At 68.4% G+C, this 17,259-nt stretch carries 11 protein-coding genes; 7 read left to right on the top strand and 4 right to left on the bottom strand.

Annotated elements, in window-relative coordinates; all coding sequences use genetic code 11:
• The first annotated feature begins 3 nt into the window (after nt 1-3).
• Nucleotides 4-1,398, top strand: a complete 1,395-nt coding sequence (locus AB1L88_RS01110; protein ID WP_367094776.1) for a sulfatase-like hydrolase/transferase — start codon at nt 4-6, stop codon at nt 1,396-1,398.
• A gap of 62 nt (nt 1,399-1,460) precedes the next feature.
• Nucleotides 1,461-2,261, top strand: coding sequence for an RNA methyltransferase (locus AB1L88_RS01105; protein WP_367094775.1), 801 nt, complete (start codon nt 1,461-1,463; stop codon nt 2,259-2,261).
• A 52-nt stretch (nt 2,262-2,313) separates the two neighbouring features.
• Here AB1L88_RS01105 and AB1L88_RS01100 read toward each other — a convergent pair whose 3' ends face one another.
• The 3 genes from AB1L88_RS01100 to AB1L88_RS01090 all read right to left on the bottom strand — a co-directional run bounded on the left by AB1L88_RS01100 (nt 2,314) and on the right by AB1L88_RS01090 (nt 6,147).
• Nucleotides 2,314-4,017: an FAD-dependent monooxygenase gene (locus AB1L88_RS01100; protein ID WP_367094774.1), complete on the bottom strand. Its 1,704-nt coding sequence runs from the start codon at nt 4,015-4,017 to the stop codon at nt 2,314-2,316.
• On the bottom strand, nt 4,014-4,595 hold the full coding sequence (locus tag AB1L88_RS01095) for a Uma2 family endonuclease (protein WP_367094773.1): 582 nt from the start codon (nt 4,593-4,595) through the stop codon (nt 4,014-4,016). Before AB1L88_RS01095 ends, AB1L88_RS01100 begins: the two co-directional genes overlap by 4 nt.
• Nucleotides 4,596-4,674: 79 nt before the next feature.
• The gene (locus AB1L88_RS01090; protein ID WP_367094772.1) at nt 4,675-6,147 is read right to left on the bottom strand and encodes an NAD-dependent succinate-semialdehyde dehydrogenase; all 1,473 of its coding nucleotides are present in this window, start codon (nt 6,145-6,147) and stop codon (nt 4,675-4,677) included.
• Nucleotides 6,148-6,767: 620 nt separating this feature from the next.
• Here AB1L88_RS01090 and AB1L88_RS01085 point away from each other — a divergent pair.
• From AB1L88_RS01085 to AB1L88_RS01065, 5 genes are all read left to right on the top strand, one after another.
• The gene (locus tag AB1L88_RS01085) at nt 6,768-7,274 is read left to right on the top strand and encodes a hypothetical protein (RefSeq protein WP_367094771.1); all 507 of its coding nucleotides are present in this window, start codon (nt 6,768-6,770) and stop codon (nt 7,272-7,274) included.
• A gap of 267 nt (nt 7,275-7,541) precedes the next feature.
• On the top strand, nt 7,542-11,123 hold the full coding sequence (locus AB1L88_RS01080; protein ID WP_367094770.1) for a PVC-type heme-binding CxxCH protein: 3,582 nt from the start codon (nt 7,542-7,544) through the stop codon (nt 11,121-11,123).
• A gap of 65 nt (nt 11,124-11,188) precedes the next feature.
• The gene (locus AB1L88_RS01075; protein ID WP_367094769.1) at nt 11,189-14,209 is read left to right on the top strand and encodes a PVC-type heme-binding CxxCH protein; all 3,021 of its coding nucleotides are present in this window, start codon (nt 11,189-11,191) and stop codon (nt 14,207-14,209) included.
• Between the two features lie 24 nt (nt 14,210-14,233).
• A complete protein-coding gene (locus AB1L88_RS01070; protein ID WP_367094768.1) occupies nt 14,234-15,073 on the top strand; it encodes an amidohydrolase family protein in 840 nt (279 codons plus the stop codon).
• Nucleotides 15,070-15,834, top strand: a complete 765-nt coding sequence (locus AB1L88_RS01065) for an amidohydrolase family protein (RefSeq protein ID WP_367094767.1) — start codon at nt 15,070-15,072, stop codon at nt 15,832-15,834. Before AB1L88_RS01070 ends, AB1L88_RS01065 begins: the two co-directional genes overlap by 4 nt.
• Before the next feature lie 5 nt (nt 15,835-15,839).
• On the opposite strand, the gene AB1L88_RS01060 is transcribed toward AB1L88_RS01065, so the two are convergent.
• Nucleotides 15,840-17,135 (bottom strand): hypothetical protein, encoded by a 1,296-nt coding sequence (locus AB1L88_RS01060; RefSeq protein ID WP_367094766.1) that lies wholly within the window; start codon nt 17,133-17,135, stop codon nt 15,840-15,842.
• Nucleotides 17,136-17,259 lie beyond the last annotated feature (124 nt).

Genomic DNA, 17,259 nt, shown 5'->3' with positions numbered 1-17,259 from the left:
CACATGTTTCGCAACGCGATTCCGCCGGTCTTTCTGCTGCTTGGGATTGGCTTGGGTTGGGGGGCTCCGGTCGCGGGCCAGGACGAACGGCCTCCGAACATCGTGGTGTTCCTGGCCGACGACCTCGGCTGGGGAGACCTGGGCTGCTACGGTCATCCGATGATCGAGACGCCCAACCTCGACCGGTTCGCCGAGCAAGGGGTCCGGTTTACGCAGTGCTATGCGGCCTGCGGGGTCTGCTCGCCGTCGCGGTCGGCCATCCTGACGGGACGCACCCCCTATCGCAACGGGGTCTTCCGATGGATCCCGGAGGGGCACCAGGTGCATCTCCGTCCTTCGGAAATCACCATCGCCCGCCTGCTCAAGGGGCAAGGGTACGAGACCTGTCATGTGGGCAAGTGGCACCTGAACGGGATGTTCAATGCCCCCGAACAGCCCCAGCCGGACGACCACGGCTTCGATTACTGGTTCGCCACCCAGAACAACGCCGCGCCGACGCACAAGAATCCCGAGAACTTCGTCCGCAACGGCGAACCGGCCGGGCAGCTCGACGGGTTCTCGGCCGTCCTGGTGGCCGAGGAGGGGATCGAGTGGCTCCGCGACCATCGCGATCCCGATGCGCCATTCTATCTCCAGGTCTGGACGCATGAGCCGCACTTGCCGATCGAGTCGGACCCGCGCTTCATGGCCCGTTACGAGGACCAGACCGACGACCCCGGGGTCCTCCAGCATCACGGAAACGTCACCCAGCTCGATCATGCGTTCGGGATGGTGATGGCGGAGCTCGACCGCCAGGGGTTGACCGACTCGACCATCGTCTTCTTCACGTCCGACAACGGCCCGGAGGGGGACGGTCTGGGGGATCCCGCCCATCCCGAATCGCAACGCAACCGGAACCAGGGGTCGACCGGGGGGCTGCGGGGCCGCAAGCGCGACGACTTCGAAGGGGGGATCCGCGTCCCCGGCATCGTCCGCTGGCCCGGGAGGATCGAAGCGGGATCGGTCAGCGACGTGCCGGTGGTGGGCTCCGACATCTTCAGCACGATCTGCGAGATCGTCGGCATCCCCCTGCCCGATGACCGGGTGATCGACGGCGTGAGCATGATCCCGGCCTTCGCGGGGAAGCCGGTCGATCGCCCGATCCCGCTCTACTGGCGGACGCACATCTCCAGCCCCGACAGCCGGGTTGCCATGCGGATCGGCGACTGGAAAGTCGTGGGGAACGTGAATCTGACCCGGTTCCTCCTGTTCAACGTGCAGGAGGATCTGGGGGAGACGACCGACCTCTCCGCGCAGGAGCCGGAACGATACCGGCAAATGACCGAGCAACTGCTGGAGCTGAACGCCTCAATTTTGGGAGACGGGCCGGACTGGTGGAAGTCGGAATCGAGCTTCTGAGCATTTGCTCGCATGCTTATTTCCTTCAGATCGCACCTTCTTCGTGAAACGGCCGACGACCGATGCCCCTGATCCCCCTCGACGACCTGGACGACCCTCGCCTTGTTTCCTATCGCCACCTGAAGGCGACCAATGAGACGAGGCATCTGCCCCGGTTCGTGGTCGAGGGGGAGAAGCTCGTCGATCAGCTCCGCGAGAGCCGGTATCCGATGGAGTCGGTCCTGCTGTCCGATCGCCACGCCGATCGGATCGGGCCGAGGATCCCCGAGGAGGTGCCGGCGTTCGTGGTCGATCACAAGAAAATCAGCACGCTTGTTGGGTTCAACTTCCATCAGGGGGCCATGGCGGTCGGGGTCCGACTGCCGCAGATCGATCCCGATTCGATCGTCAACCACGCGAGGCACCGCGTGACCCTGGTCGTCTGTCCGGTCGTCCACAACCCGGAGAACCTCGGGACGATCGTCCGCACGGCCGACGTCTTCGGCGTGGATGCCGTGCTGGTCGGGCCGACTTGCCCCGACCCGCTCTCGCGCAGGGTGCTCCGGGTGTCGATGGGAACCGTTCTTGATCTGCCGGTGATTGTGCTCGATGATTTGGCCGATCGGCTTGAAACCTGGCAACGCGACCAGGGGCTTCGGCTCGCGGCGACCGTGACCGATCCCGACGCCGAGCCGCTTCAACGCTTCGGGCGTCCCGACCGGCTGGCCGTTGTGATGGGCTCGGAGGCCCACGGACTTTCTCCCGATTGGGTTGCCCGATGCGACCATCGGATCACGATCCCGATGCGGGCCGGGGCCGAGTCGCTCAACGTCGCCGTGGCCGCCGGGATTCTCCTCTACCATCTCGCCCACCCTGACGAATGAGCGCCGGTGCCGGCAATCCACGCACGAGAGGGCCTGGCCGGTCACAACGCGATCAACCGCCAACGGTTTTCCCAAGCCCGACAACCGACTGCATGTATCCCACGATCCTCGCGGGATCGAGCGATCGGGCGCGTTGGCCGACGTAACCATCGGGTCGGATGAGCAGATGCTCCGGCCCGGACACGCCGAGACGACGATGGAGGCGGCCCTCGCGGTCGTCGATCAAGGTCGGCGCGGACACCCCGGCCAGGGGATCGGATCCGACGATCACGATCGGCGCCACGAGTCCCCCGAGGAGCCGAGTGACCTGTTCGAGGCACGCTCGGAGTTCGTCCCAGGCGGCGTCCGAGAGCGGCCTGGTCCCGGTCAAGACGAGCAGGGTGAACCAGGGGCCTCGGGTCAGGTCGTGCAAACGGCCCGAGGCATCGAGACGGACATCGGGCAGGCGGTCGCCGGCCCGGAGCCGGGCCGGGCCGTCGTCGACCGAGAGGGGGCCGCCTCGGTAGGAGATCGCCAGTTCGGCCACCCCCCTCGCCAGTCGCCGACGCACGCCGGGCAGCCTGGTCGCGAATGAAATGGCCAGGTTGCGGGACTGGCGAGCGATCGGATTGCGGAGCGTGATCAGGCGGGTCGCCCGGTCGGTCGCGGCGAGGACCGACTCGGCCACCGGCCGTCGCTCGGCATCGTAGGAGTCGAGCAGCGACTCCGATGCCCGTCCTGAAACCACCAGCGCAAGCTTCCAGGCCAGGTTAAACGCATCCTGGACGCCGGTGTTCATCCCCTGGCCGCCGACCGGGCTGTGGATGTGCGCCGCATCTCCGGCCACGAAGCACCGGCCGACCCGGAGCCGATCGACGGCCCGGCGATGCACCCGAAAGGACGAGGTCCAATGGGCTTCGATCAGCCTGGCCCGGCGATCCGGGGCATGGTCGCGGAGCAAGCGGGCGAATCGCCCGATGATGGCCGCCGGGTCGTCCGAGTCGAGCCGATCGGTCGTGTCGATCAGGCGCCAGGACCGGGCTCCGGGCAGGGGGATGGCCGGGATGAGCCCTTCGGGGGCGATCATCAGGTGTGCGCGATCGTGGTGCATCGACCAGTCGAGGGTCACGTCGGCCAGCAGGAATCGCTCGGGGTAGGAGGCCCCTTCGAACCGCAGCCCGAGCCGATTTCGCACGGTGCTCCGGGCACCGTCGCAGCCGACGAGCCAGGCGAAGCGTCCCTCGGTCGGCTCACCCTCGGGTGAGGAGATCGAGGCGAGCACATTACCTTCGCCATCGCCTTGCCGGAGGTCGGTCAGGGAGGTTTCCCATTCGACCCGGCCTCCGAGCGTAACGAGCCGATCGATCAGGATGCGTTCGGTCACCCCCTGAGGGACCGAGAGGATGAACGGGAAGGCCGTCTCCGGGGCCAGCGACTCCAGCTCGATGCCGAACCGGGGACGCCGGCCCCAGGAGGCAATCGCGCCGAGGACCGGTTGACCGCGATCGAGCAGCGGTCTGGCGATTCCGAGCGCCTCGAACACTTCCATCGTCCGGGCCTGCACGCCGAGGGCTCGCGATTCGCCTTCCGGGGTCGGCCCTTTTCCGGCGTCGATGATCCGGGACGCGACGCCGAGCCGTCGCAACGCGACGGCCAGTGTCAGGCCGACCGGGCCGGCACCGACGATCAGCACGGGAGCAGCCCCGAATGATCCGGAGTTCAAACCCTGGCCGCCTCGCATCGTCCGCCGCTCCTCATGCCGAACGGGGTCACTCACTCGAAGACGCTCGCCACGGACACGCGAAAGCCGGGCAGGTAAGGATCGGCGGCCAGCTCGTGCTCGACGTTGAGCATCACCGGCGCCTGGCCGGGGCGATGGATCCGGATGGTCCGGAAGTCGGGGTCGACCTCCCAGGCGACGACGCCGGCGTCGAGATACGCGCGGACTTTCTCGACGACGGCGCCGTGCGTGTCGGACGGGGAGAGCACCTCGACCGCGAGCACGGGAGGGCCGTCGTAATACGGGCGGCTGGGGTCATCGGCGGCGATCAACTCGGGGGAGACGTAGGCCACGTCGATCCCGACGAACGTCTCGGGATCGCGACGGATGCGGAAACCGGCCTCGCCGCAGTGCACCCGGCCTCGGGGGAGGGGTTGCTGGTCGAGCCAGTAACCCAGGAGTTTGACGATCGTGGCTTCGATTCGGCTGTGATTCTTGTTCCGTCGGGTCATGGGGGTTTCTCGGAGTTCTCCCCGGATGATCTCGCGACGGACGTCGTCGTCGGGCATCGCGATCAGGTCGTCGGCGCTGGAGGGGGCGGTCGGGGGAGTGAGCGGGGCGGTCGCGGTACTCATCGGAAGGAAATCCCCGGGGAACAACGTGGGAGAGCCATCGAGTCGGGGCCGGCACGAGTCCGGCCCCGATGGGGCTGGATCAGCCGCGCAGGCCGATCGAGACGGACTTGGTCTCGAGGTAGGCTTCGAGCCCCTCGATCCCCAGCTCCCGGCCGAGGCCCGATTGCTTCATGCCGCCGAACGGGGCCTGGGGGGTGGCGGGGACGGGGTCGTTGATGCCGATGATCCCCGCTTCGAGCCCTTCGGCCATCCTCGTGGCGATGGTCAGGTCGTTGGTGAAGACGTAGGCGGCCAGGCCATAGGGGGTGTCGTTGGCGGCATGGATGACCTCATCGACCTTCGAGAAGTCGACCAGGGGCATGACGGGGGAGAACGGCTCCTCGGTCATGAGCCGCATCGAGCCGTCGACGTTGTGGAGGATCGTCGGCTCGAAGAAATAGCCCTTGTCGAAGCGACTCGATTTCCCGCCCCCGGCCAGGATGGAGGCCCCGCGAGCCTTCGCGTCGTCGATCAGCTCGATCGCCTTGGCCAGCCCTTGCTCGGCGAACATGGGGCCGACGGTGACGCCGTCTTCCCAGCCCGGCCCGAGCTTCAGGCGCTTCGTCTCCTCGACGGCGACCTCGGTGAACTGCTTCGAGAGCTTCTCGTGGATATAAAAGCGCGAGGGGGCGATGCAGACCTGCCCGTTGTTGCGGAACTTGCCCAGGACGGCGGCCTTGGCCACCTGCTCGACGTCGGCGTCTTCGAAAACGATCAAGGGAGCATGCCCGCCCAGTTCGAGGCTGAGGCGCTTGACGCCGTCGGCCGACTTGCGGATCAGGTCCTTGCCCACCCGGGTCGAGCCGGTGAAGCTGACCTTGCCGATCTCGGGCCGGGCGAAGAAGGCATCGGCGATCCCCGGGGCGTCCCCCATCACCAGGTTCGCAACCCCGGGGGGCAGGCCGACTTCCTCGAGGACCTCGAACAGGGCGACGACGCAGAGCGGGGTCTGGTCGGCCGGCCGGCTGACGACCGTGCACCCCGCGGCGAGCGCCGGGGCGAGCTTCCGGCTCGGAAGGGTCAGGGGGAAGTTCCAGGGGGTGATCGTGCCGACCACGCCGACCGGGTGCGAGATGGCGAAGTGCCGCTTGTTGGCCATCGTCGGGGGGATGATCCGGCCGTAGGCCCGCTTCCCTTCCTCGGCGAACCAGTCGAAGGTGGCGGCGGTGTGGAGGACCTCGGCGCGGGCCTCGGGGACGGGCTTGCCCTGTTCGAGGGTCAGGGTCCGGGCGATCGCGTCGGCCCGCTCGCGGAGCAAGTCCGCCGTCCTGTTCAGGAACTCGGCCCGCTCGTAGGCGGTCTTCGCCCGCCAGCCGGGCAGCGCCTTGGCGGCGGCGTCGATGGCCCGCTCGGCGTCGGCCCGGCCGCCGAAGGCGACCTCGGCGATCGTCGACTCGTCGGCCGGGTTGATCACGGCCAGGCGGCCGCCCTCGGCGGCGTCGCACCAGGATCCGCCGATGAACATCTGAGTGCGGGTCGGGCAGGTCAACTTGGGAGCGGTGGCCGTGGACATCGTGTACCCTCGGGAGTCGCGGGGCAATTCAGAGCAGAACGATCAGGAAACGGGCCCACCGGACTCGGGCGGGTGGCCCACTCCCCCGTCGATCCTCACGATACCCGGCGGCGTCGGCCCCTTGCAATCGAACCGACGCATCGACGGCCGGGGGGCATCGGCGCCCGGCGTCGGTCCTCGGGGCCCCGGGCCATTCCCGGCGCGGCCGGCTCGCCCGCGCCCGGGGTGGCGATTCGGCCCGGTCGGAATTGGGGTTGACGGAATTCGTCAAACATTCCATCTCTCCGCGACAACCCGGCCGATCATTTCAAGCCCGGCGGCCCGACCTCCGATATTCCCATTGTGCCAGGAAGGAAATCTGGCATAGTGCTCGACCGGCATTCGTACTGGACCGGAGCCAGACTGGTGGGTTCGTCATGGATACGACTCGCAGAATTTCGAGGCGGCTGGAATGGCTGCCCGGCCTTGGTCGGCTGGCGATCCTCGCCGCGCTGACCCTGGCCCTGGCCCCGACGCCCGCTCGGGCCGGTCCGATCTCGGATCGAGCCCAGCTCGTCGTGGCACGGACGGCAGCCCAGAACGCGCTTCTCTCGCCAAACGCAGGAACGATGCGGGCAGACATGCTCGCGGCCCGAGCTCAATCGGTGCAGCTCCGGAGCGAGTCGATCCTCTCCTCGCAGGCCTTCCAACGGCAGGAGGCCTTCTTTGCCAGGGCCCTGGAACAGGGGATGACCCGCGTCCCTCGCCCGCAATTCCTCGATGTGCTGCTGGTGCCCGACGTCTCGGGCCTGCTCGCGGAGTCGAGCACGCTCGACTACCTGCGGTGGCGGCGAAACCTGAACCCGACCCGATTCGATCGGAACCACCCCTTCATCGGCCCGGCGCTCGAGCGGGATCGCCTGGTGCGCAACCAGAGCCCGATCCCGATGCCGCCGGTCACGGTCCCGACCGATCCGGGGGTCCCGATCATCCCCCCCACGACCCCGCAAGTCCCGGGGCCGATCCTCGGGGGAGGCCGCCCGAGCCCCCAGGTGCCGATCCCAGAGCCCGGCGCGTTCGCCCTCTGGGCCGCGGTCGCCGTGGGAGGCTCGTTCGCCCTGAATCGGCGACGGCGGAAACCACGCTAGACCCAGGATCAGGGATCATCCTGCGGAACAAAAAGGCCGTGCCCGGCTGCCCGATCGGCAGCCGGGCACGGCCTCGTTTCGTGGAAATCTGGCCACCAGGACTCTCGACAGCCCGCTTGCGGCCTTGGGGGCATTCTCCCGTGGCCTGCCTCTTTTCAACGGGCGATCCATCCCCTACCCTCGATTGTTCAACACGGAGGCTCGTCGGACGGCGAGCCTCGAGCGTTGGATTGCGTCCGGGGACGACAGGCCGGGGATGGATCAGCGATGCAGCGACGACGAGGAGTGCTTGGGTGGTTCGCCGGTACTGCGATCGCGGTCCTGGGCGCGATCGCCCTGGTCGAGGCAGGGCCGACCCCGCAGGCCGATGCGCCTGCGCCCGACGAATGGCGAACGGTCCCGATCCCCGACACCTGGAAGGAACCGCCCCGGGTGCGGCCGGCCGAGGGGACCAACTCGGGCCGCGACGGGTTCGCCTGGTATCGCGCCTCGGTGCTGGTCCCGGACGACTGGGCAGGTCGGTCGCTCGAACTCCACGTCGAGCCGGTCGACGACGCCCGGGCGGCCTTCGTCAACGGGGTGCAGGTCGGGGCCGCGGGGACCTTCCCGCCGAATTATCGGAGCGGCCTGGGGGAATCCGGCCGATACCGCCTCCCCGAGGGGGTGATCCGAGCCGGCGAGGCGAACGTGATCGCCGTCCGGGTCTACTACTCCGACGGCCGGAGCAACTTCGCGGTGGCCGCCCCCACGCTCTTCGACGCCGAGGAGGGCGAGGGGATCAAGATGGAAGGCCCGTGGGAATACCGGGCCGGCGATGATCCTTCCTGGGCGCTCGGCCCCGTGTCGAGCGGCGACGCCTCGTACGATCGCGTCGATCGGTTCGACGACCTCGACACCTACCTCCGCCTTCGCGAGGGAGACACGGCACCGCTCTCCCCCGAGGCCGCCCGCGACGCCTTCGCGGTGGCCGAGGGGCTTGAGGTCGATCTGGCCGTGGCCGATCCGATCATCGCGCAGCCGCTCCAGGTCTCGTTCGACGAGCGGGGACGCATGTGGGTGGTCGAGTATCGCCAGTATCCCGAGCCGGCCGGCCTGACGATGGTCAGCCGGGACAAGTTCCTGAGGACCGTCTACGACCGCACCCCCCAGCCCCCCCCGCACGGAACGCCGGGCATCGACCGCATCTCCATCCACGAAGATACGGACGGCGACGGCCAGTATGATCGGCACTCCACCTTCCTCGACAACCTAAACCTCGCCACCTCGATCGCCCGGGGACGCGGAGGGGTCTGGGTGCTGAATCCCCCTTACCTGCTGTTCTACCCCGATCGAGACGGCGACGACGTGCCCGACGGCGACCCGGAAGTCCACCTGGAGGGCTTCGGGCTGGAAGACAGCCACTCGATCGCCAGCAACCTCTGCTGGGGACCCGACGGCTGGCTCTACGGGGCGCAGGGGAGCACCGTCACCGGCCGGATTCGACGCCCCGGGGAACCGGACGACGCCATCGTCCACTCGATGGGCCAGCTCATCTGGCGCTACCATCCCGAATTGAAGCGTTACGAGATCTTCGCCGAGGGCGGGGGCAACACGCACGGGGTCGAGATCGATGCCAGGGGTCGGGTTTACTCCGGTCACAACGGCGGCGACACGAGGGGGTTCCACTACGTCCAGGGGGGCTACTACCAGAAAGGGTTCACCAAGCACGGGGCCCTCTCGAACCCCTACACCTTCGGCTACTTCCTGCCGATGGCGCACCACAGCGTCCCCCGCTTCACGCACAACTTCGTGTTCGCCGAGGGAGGGGCCTTGCCCGACCCGTATCGTGGGAAGCTGTTCGGGGTCGAGCCGCTCCAGGGGCAGATCGTGATGAGCGAGGTCACGCCCGATGGCTCGACCTTCCAGTCGAAGGACCTCGATCGCCCGCTGGCGACGGAGGATCCCTGGTTCCGGCCGGTTGCGATCACGCTCGGCCCCGACGGTGCCCTCTACATCTCCGACATGTACGAGCAGCGCATCGACCACAGCAGCCATTACGCGGGCCGGGTCGACAAGACGAACGGCCGGGTCTACCGCCTCCGGGCCGCCGACGCCCCCCCCGGACGGTTCCCCGGCGAGGCCGGGCCGAGCGTCCCGTTCAATCTGGCGGGGCTGTCGGGTGAAGAGCTGATCGGCATTCTCGACCACCCGAACCGCTGGTTCCGTCGCGAGGCCCTGCGCATCCTCGGCGATCGGAAGGATGAATCGTTGATCCCCGGCCTCCGATCGCAGTTGCGAGCGGGGCAGGCCGAGGACCGCTCCCTCGAATTGCTCTGGGCATTGAACCTCTGCGGGGGGCTCGACGAGGCCACCGGAATCGCCCTGATCGACCATCCCGACCCTTACGTGCGGGCCTGGACGGTGCGCCTCCTGTGCGAAGATTTCGAGGTCGGCGACGACGTGGCCGAGGCGCTCGCGGGGCTGGCGGCCCGGGAGCCGTATGTCGAGGTCCGCAGCCAGCTCGCCTGCTCCGCCCGCCGCCTGCCGGCGGGCCAGGCCTTGCCGATCGTCCGGGCCCTGCTGACGCGAGCCGAGGACGCCACCGACCCGCACCTGCCGCTCCTGCTCTGGTGGGCCATCGAGGCGAAGGTCGGCGAGGATCCGAACGCCGTCCTGACGCTATTCGAGGACGCCGGCCTCTGGGACGAGGCGATCGTCGCCCAGACGCTCACCGATCGCCTGATGCGTCGCTTCGCCCAGGCCGGCACGCGGGCCGACCTGATCGCCTGCGCAATCTTGCTGGAACGATCCCCGAACAGGACCCATGCCGAAACCCTGATGAAGGGGTTCGAGGCGGCCTTCGAGGGGCGGTCGCTCTCCGTCTTGCCCGATCGGCTCGTGCAGGCCATCGCGGCCTCGGGGGGCGGCTCGCTGCCGCTCCGCGTCCGCCAGGGAGACGACGACGCGGTGGCCGAGGCCCTGCGGATCATGGCCGCCCCCGACGCGGAGCGGGCCCTTCGCCTGGAATTGATCCGGACCATTGGCGAGATTCGCGACCGTCGAGGGTTGCCGACCCTGCTAGCCCTCGCCTCGGCCGAGGGCCCTGACACGATCCGGGCCGCCGCGATCTCGGCCTTGAGGCCCTTCGACACCCCGGAAATCCCCGAGACGCTGATCGCGTTGCATGACGCGTTGCCGACCGAGGCCCGAGAGGCCGCCCAGGCCGTGCTGGCCGGCCGCCGCGGTTTTGCCTCGGCATTGCTCGAAGCGATGGCATCGGGCTCCGTCAATCGGGACCTCGTCTCGGAATCGACCGCCCGGTCGATTCTCCTGCTGGACGATCCGGACCTGGCCGCGTCGGTGCGGGAGGTCTGGGGGGAGATCGGGGGCGCGTCGGCCGAGCAATTCCGGGGGGAACTGGAACGGCTCGAACGGATGATCGCCTCGGGGACCGGCAACCCGTACACCGGCAAGGAGCTGTACGTCGAGCACTGCGGCAAGTGTCACACGCTGTTCGACGAAGGGGGCGATGTCGGCCCGGTCCTCACGAGCTATCAGCGCGACGACCTGCGATCCATGCTCGTCGCGGTGGTCGACCCGAACGCGGAGATCCGGGAGGGATACGAAACCTATCTCGCCCTGCTGCTCGACGGCCGCATCGCGACCGGTTTCCTGGTGGCCGAGGACGACCGCGTCGTCGTCCTGCGGGGGGCCGACGGCCGGAACGAGGTCCTGCTTCGCGAGGAGCTGGAGGAGTTCAAGGGTGTCCCCCAATCGGTGATGCCGACCGGGCTGCTCGACGCGATGACCGACCAACAGGTGCGCGACCTGTTCGCGTACCTGCGGAGCACGCAACCGCTTGCCAACTGATCGACCCCCGAATACGCCACGATTCTCTCAAAAATCACCCCCCTGATACGTTCCGAGGAGCTGCGGTGAATCGTCCCTGGCTGAGCCTGTGTGTCGTCTGCGTGTTGGTCTGGCAGGTCCCGGTGATCGCGGACGAGCCGTGCCCCGGGGCGGAGCCGCTCCCCCGCTTCGAAGCGCTGGAACCGGAGGAGGCGCTCGCCTCCTTCCGGACGAGCGGCGGGCTGCGGATGGAGTTGCTCGCGGCCGAGCCGATGGTTCTTGACCCCGTGGCAGGGGCGTTCGACTCCCAGGGGCGGCTCTTCGTCGCGGAGATGGCCGATTATCCGCACGTCGACCAGGAGAACGACCAACCGTTCCAGGACAACACCGGCGACCCGCCGATCGGTCGGGTGCGGCTGCTGATCGATCGGGACGGCGACGGCGTCTTCGACGAATCGCACCTGTTCGCCGAGGGGCTTTCGTGGCCGACCGGGATCGCGCCCTGGAAGGGGGGAATCTTCGTCGCGGCCACGCCAGACCTGTGGTACCTGGAGGACACCGACGGCGACCATCGGGCCGACGTCCGCGAGCGCATTTTCACCGGCTTCCGGAAATACAACATTCAAGCGGTCATGAACAACCTGATCTGGGGCCTTGACCACCGGATCTACGGGGCCGGCTCCAGCAACGGCGGCCAGATCCGCCGGGCAGAGCTTCCCGAGGGCGAGGCCGAGACGATCCCCCTGCTCCGCAGCGATTTCCGATTCGACCCCCGATCGCTCGCGTTCGAACCCATCAGCGGCGGCGCACGCTTCGGCAACACGTTCGACGACTGGGGCAATCGCTTCCTCTGCAACATCCGCAACCCCGCGCAACACGTCGTCTTGCCCGACCGCGACCTGGCCAGGAATCCGCTGCTCCCCTTGCCGACGCCCTTGCACGACGCGGCGGAGGCGGGCGACACCATCATCATGCACCGGATCAGCCCCGCCGAACCCTGGCGCGAGCTGCGGGCGAGGCGATGGGTCGAGGTCGGGAAGGAACTGCCCCGGAGCGAGCTGGTCGGGGCGGGCTACCTGACCTCCTCCAGCGGGATCACCGTGTTGCGTGGAGACGCCTTCTCGGAATCGTATCGGGGGAACCTGATCCTGGGTGAGGTGGCGAACAACCTGATCCACCGCATGGCCGTCCAACCGCAGGGCATCACCTTCTCCGCCAGCCGAGCCGAGGAGGGGGCCGAAGCGGTGGCCTCGACCGACACCTGGTTCCGGCCCGTCAACTTCGTCAACGCCCCGGACGGGTCGCTGCTGGTCCTCGACATGTACCGGGAGACGATCGAGCATCCCTGGTCGATTCCCGACGACATCCGCGACCGGCTTGACCTACGGAGCGGAGAGGACCGAGGACGCATCTACCGGCTCGTCCCTGCCGACTTCGAGGCCCGACCGGCCCCGGATCTGGACGCATCCGCCACGGCCGACCTCGTCGCGCTGCTCGCACATCCCAACGCCTGGCATCGCGAGACCGCCCATCGCCTGATCTTCGAGCGGCACGATGCCGATGCGATCGCCCCGTTGAAACGGATGCTCCTCCGGGGGACCTCGGCGTTGGGCCGGGTCCATGCCCTCTGGTCGCTCGAAGGGCTGGGAGCACTCGACGATGAGTCGCTCATGGCCGCCTTCGCAGTGGAACACGATGACGCAGCTCGCGTGCGAGAACATCTCCTGGCGATTGCCGCCACTCGATTGGAGGGATCGGGGGAGCTGCGGTCGTTCGTGCTTTACCTCGGCGACCAGGCCGATGCCCGGGTGCGATTCCGCCACGCCCTGGCGCTGGGTGGGATCGACGATCCCGCGGTCCCGGCAAGCCTGGCTCGCATCGCTCGTCGCGACCATGACGATCCGTGGATGCGGTCGGCCCTCCTCGCGTCGGCCGGGGCGCAACCGATGGGGATGTTCGAGGCCCTGCTCCGCGAACCCTGGCCGGGGTCGGTCTCGGCGCTCCGGGCGATGCTCGACCCGCTTGCCTTCGCCATCGGGGCGGGGCTGACCGATCAGGACGCGGCACGGGCGTTGGAAATCCTGGCCCGATCGCCCGCTCCTGACGCGAAGGAACAGGCTCAGATCGCCATGAGGCTCGGCGACGGCCTGATCCGTCGCGGGTCCGGCCTGTTTGCGTTGGAGGTGACGGGTGACGCGACGAGCATGCTGGGGGACTGGCTTGCCGCGTCGCGCCGGGCGCTGACGGATCGCGGGGCCGATGCGGCGGACCGGGTGCTTGCCGTCTCGCTGGTCGCTCATCGACCGTTCGAGGAGGCCGCGGCGCTGCTCCCCCCCCTGATCGGGCCGGATCAGCCGGTCGAGGTTCGTCTCGCCGCCGTGGCCACGCTGGCCCGGTTCGGGGATGAACCCGGGGTGGCCCCCCTGCTCCTCTCCGAATGGGACGCCGCGACGCCGAGCGTGCGGGCCGCGATCCTCTCCGCGCTCATCGCTCGTCCGTCGTGGGCCGAGGCACTTGTCGATGCGATCGAGGCCGGGCAGGTCCCCGCCGGTCAGATTCCCCAGGCGAGTCGTTCCGCCTTGCTGAGGAGCAGGGTCGAATCGGTCCGTGACCGCGCCGCCCGGCACTTCGATCAGACGCAGGGAGGCCCGGGCCCGGAGGTCCTGAGCCGCTACCTCGAAGCGCTGGCGACCCCGGGCGATGCAGGGCCGGGTCGGTCGGTCTTCGACCGGACGTGTGCCACCTGCCACCGCCTGGGGGACGCCGGGCACGCGGTCGGCCCGAACCTCGTCTCGGTCGCCCGAAGAACCCCCGATGAGTTGCTCACCCACATCCTCGACCCGAACCGGGAAGTGGCTCCCGATGCGATCGAGTACGTCGTGGCCCTGCGGGACGGCCGCGTCACGTCGGGCATGATCGAGTCCGAATCGGCCGCGTCGCTCACGCTGATCCGTCCCGGCGGGGAGCAGGAAACGCTCCTGCGGCTCGACATCGAGGAGCTCTCCTCGACCGGCCGATCGCTGATGCCCGAAGGCCTGGAGAAGGAGATCACCCCGGCCGAGATGGCCGACCTCATCGCGTTCCTGCTCCGACTGCAGGCCCTCTGACCTCGGACGAACGGAGGCGATTCGATGCGAGCTCGCACCGCGACGGATCAGGGCACGGCTGCGACAGATCCGACCCCCTACCGCGTCTGGGATCTGCACTGCCACCTCTCGGGCGTCGAGGGCCGCACGCCGAGCGAGCGCATGGCCCGGTTGATCGCGTTCGCCGACCGGATGGGGATCGAGCGGATCCTCGTCTTCATGGGCTTCCCGTGGGCGACGGACCCGGCGGCCGACGACCTCAGACGCCAGAATGACCAGGTGCTTGAGGCCCTGACGCATTGGAATGATCGCGCGTTGGGGCTTGCCTACGTCAGCCCGGCGCATGTCGAGACCAGCCTCGACGAGATCAATCGGTGCGTGCGCGACGGGCCGATGGTCGGGATCAAGCTCTGGGTCGCACGCCGCTGCTCCGACCCGGCGATCGATCCCATCATCAGTCTCACGCATGAGCTGAACGCCCTGACCTTCCAGCACACCTGGCTCAAGGCCGGGGGGAACCTCCCGGGGGAGTCGTCGCCCGAGGACCTGGTCACGCTTTCCCGACGGTTCCCGGACACGCCCCTGGTCTGCGGCCACACGGGAGGAGACTGGGAACGCGGCATCAGGATGGTGCGCGATCATCCGAAGATCTTCATCGACCTTGCCGGGTCGGACCCGACCGCCGGGTTCGTGGAAATGGCGGTGCGCGAGCTGGGGGCCGATCGCGTCTTGTACGGCAGCGACGCGGGGGGGCGCAGCTTCGCCTCGCAACTGGCCAAGGTGCTCGGCGCCGAGCTGGCCGAGGAGGACCGCCGGGCCATCTTCGGCGGGAATCTCAGGCGATTGCTGCGTCCGATCCTCGCGGCCAAGGGGCTTCACCCGTGATCGACACCAACGTTTCGCTCGGCCACTGGCCGTTCCGACGCCTCCCGCTCGACGACCCGCACGCCCTTGCCCGACGACTCCGAGCGCTCGGGATCGAACGCGCCTGGGCGGGTCATCTCGACGCCCTCTTGCACCGAGACATCGCCGCGGTCAACGCCCGCCTCGCGGAAACCTGCGAGCGATCGGGAGACGGCCTCTTCCTCCCGATCGGGGCGATCAATCCCACGCTCCCCGACTGGGCCGAGGACCTCAGGCGATGTCACGAGGTCCACCGGATGCCGGGCATCCGGCTGCATCCCGACATTCACGGATACGAACTCGGCGATCCCGTCGTCTCCGCGTTGCTGGCGGCCGCGGCCTCCCGATCGCTGATCGTCCAGGTCGCCGTCCAGATGGAAGACCCCCGGACGAAACACCCGCGACTTGAGCTGACCCCGGTCAATCTCGATCCGGTCATCGCGATCGCGTCTCGGATGCCCCAGCTTCGCCTCATGCTGCTTAATGCGGGCCGGTTGCTCGGGCTGACACCGAAACGGGTGCTCGGTTCAGGGTCCATCTCGATCGAGATCGCCTCCATGGAAGGCGTCGGAGCGGTCGATCGCCTGGTCGAAAACCTCGGTGCCGATCGCATCCACTTCGGGACGCATGCGCCGTTCTTCGTGCCCGAATCGGCGGTCTTGAAACTCCGCGAGTCCGCGCCTCCTCCCGCCATCCTCCAGGCGATCACGCGGGGCAATGCGCTGCGACTCCTCCGGGGATAGGCGAGTCAGCGAATCACGAACGGTGTTTCGGCAGCGTCCTCATGGCCCGAGAGCAGGTCGTGCTGCGACACGCGAAGTCGATACGGCCCCGGAGGGAGTGACTCGGGCAGCGCCAGTCGATAGCCGACGAAATAATCGTGACGCGGCCGGCTACAACGATCCTCGACCGGCAAGACATCGGTCCAGAGCGGCCGCAGGCCCCCATCGTCGAGAATTTCGAGCGTCGTGGAAAGCCGCGAGATGTGGCCGTCGGCTTCGGGAAGGTAGTGGACCCCTTCGACTTCCGCATAAATCAAGACCTTCTCGCCCGCTTCGAGTGCTTCCGGATCGACGGGTTTGATCCGGTCGAATCCCAGCACCTCGCGGCAAAAGGCGATGCGAGCGATCCGGAACGCGGGGCCGTGATCCGCGGCAGGTTCGTCGTCAACCGGCGGCGCGTCCGCTTCCGGTCCCGACTCCGACTCGGCGAGCAGGAGCATCACGGTCTGCCACAATCCTGGGTCATCTCCTCGTCCCTGAGCCTGGGCGATGGCCACCCGGTTCAGGAGTTGATCACGAGCATCGACCGCCTCGGCCTTGGCTGCCGAAGGTACGGTTTGCCCGCCCGTCGCTCCCGGCAGGTGCTCCGACGAGGCCACGTCTTGATCCTCGGGACCAGCCTCGGGCGAGGGCGAGTCCTCGGTTTCGATCGGTGTGCCCGGCACCGTTGGGTCGAAGGAGTCAGGCCCCGGATCGGGCCCGATCGCGTCCGAATGTGCTCGCGATTCGGGTTCGGTGCTGGGAATGGGCGGGACCTCGACGGTCTCGGTCGGAGCAGGCCCGGGGGTCGCTTCCGCCGGCGTTCCCTGGGCAGGCTCGGCGGCCATCGACCCCGAGAATGGATCGTCCAACCCAGGCACCGATGGCGCCGGCGTCGACTCTCCCGACGCGGGCACTCCGCCCGATTCGCCGTCGAAGACCGCCGTCTCGACGGCCTGGGCCCGGACGAGCGCGGCGTCGAGCATCGGGGTGGGGTCGGGAGGGCCAAACACCTCCTCGGGCGACATGGGAACCAGCTCCGGCAAGGCGGCAACCGGCCGGTCGGCGGGCATCCCCGCGAGCGAGGTCGGACGCGGAGTCGATTCCGGATGGACGGGCGACAGCTTCCGTTGACCTCGGATCAAGGCCGGGTCGGGCCGGGCCGGCACCGGATACAGCGCCGGATCGATGCGGCGACGGACCGGCAACCAGTCGCAACCGACCAGAGAGGCCAGCGGAATCATCAGCGCCGCGACGCGCCAGATCGGGGCCACCGTGAGCATCGTGGCGTCCTTGCCGAGCTACGAGACGACCGAAGGATCGGTCCGGGTGCCTCTTGACCGAGACCCGCACAAGACCGATGTCCGGAGACTGGATCGACCCGAGAGCTTACCGATTCCGTCGGTT

Origin of the sequence: Tautonia sp. JC769, assembly GCF_040717455.1 — a bacterium.
GTDB lineage: Bacteria > Planctomycetota > Planctomycetia > Isosphaerales > Isosphaeraceae > Tautonia.
This window is presented reverse-complemented; position numbering and strand designations above follow the sequence as displayed.

What these genes read in the sequence shown, in the direction of transcription:
- AB1L88_RS01110 (WP_367094776.1), top strand. Translation starts at nt 4, where the DNA reads ATGTTTCGCAACGCGATTCCGCCGGTCTTTCTGCTGCTTGGGATTGGC.
- AB1L88_RS01105 (WP_367094775.1), top strand. Translation starts at nt 1,461, where the DNA reads ATGCCCCTGATCCCCCTCGACGACCTGGACGACCCTCGCCTTGTTTCC.
- AB1L88_RS01095 (WP_367094773.1), bottom strand. Translation starts at nt 4,595, where the DNA reads ATGAGTACCGCGACCGCCCCGCTCACTCCCCCGACCGCCCCCTCCAGC.
- AB1L88_RS01090 (WP_367094772.1), bottom strand. Translation starts at nt 6,147, where the DNA reads ATGTCCACGGCCACCGCTCCCAAGTTGACCTGCCCGACCCGCACTCAG.
- AB1L88_RS01085 (WP_367094771.1), top strand. Translation starts at nt 6,768, where the DNA reads ATGCTCGCGGCCCGAGCTCAATCGGTGCAGCTCCGGAGCGAGTCGATC.
- AB1L88_RS01080 (WP_367094770.1), top strand. Translation starts at nt 7,542, where the DNA reads ATGCAGCGACGACGAGGAGTGCTTGGGTGGTTCGCCGGTACTGCGATC.
- AB1L88_RS01070 (WP_367094768.1), top strand. Translation starts at nt 14,234, where the DNA reads ATGCGAGCTCGCACCGCGACGGATCAGGGCACGGCTGCGACAGATCCG.
- AB1L88_RS01060 (WP_367094766.1), bottom strand. Translation starts at nt 17,135, where the DNA reads ATGCTCACGGTGGCCCCGATCTGGCGCGTCGCGGCGCTGATGATTCCG.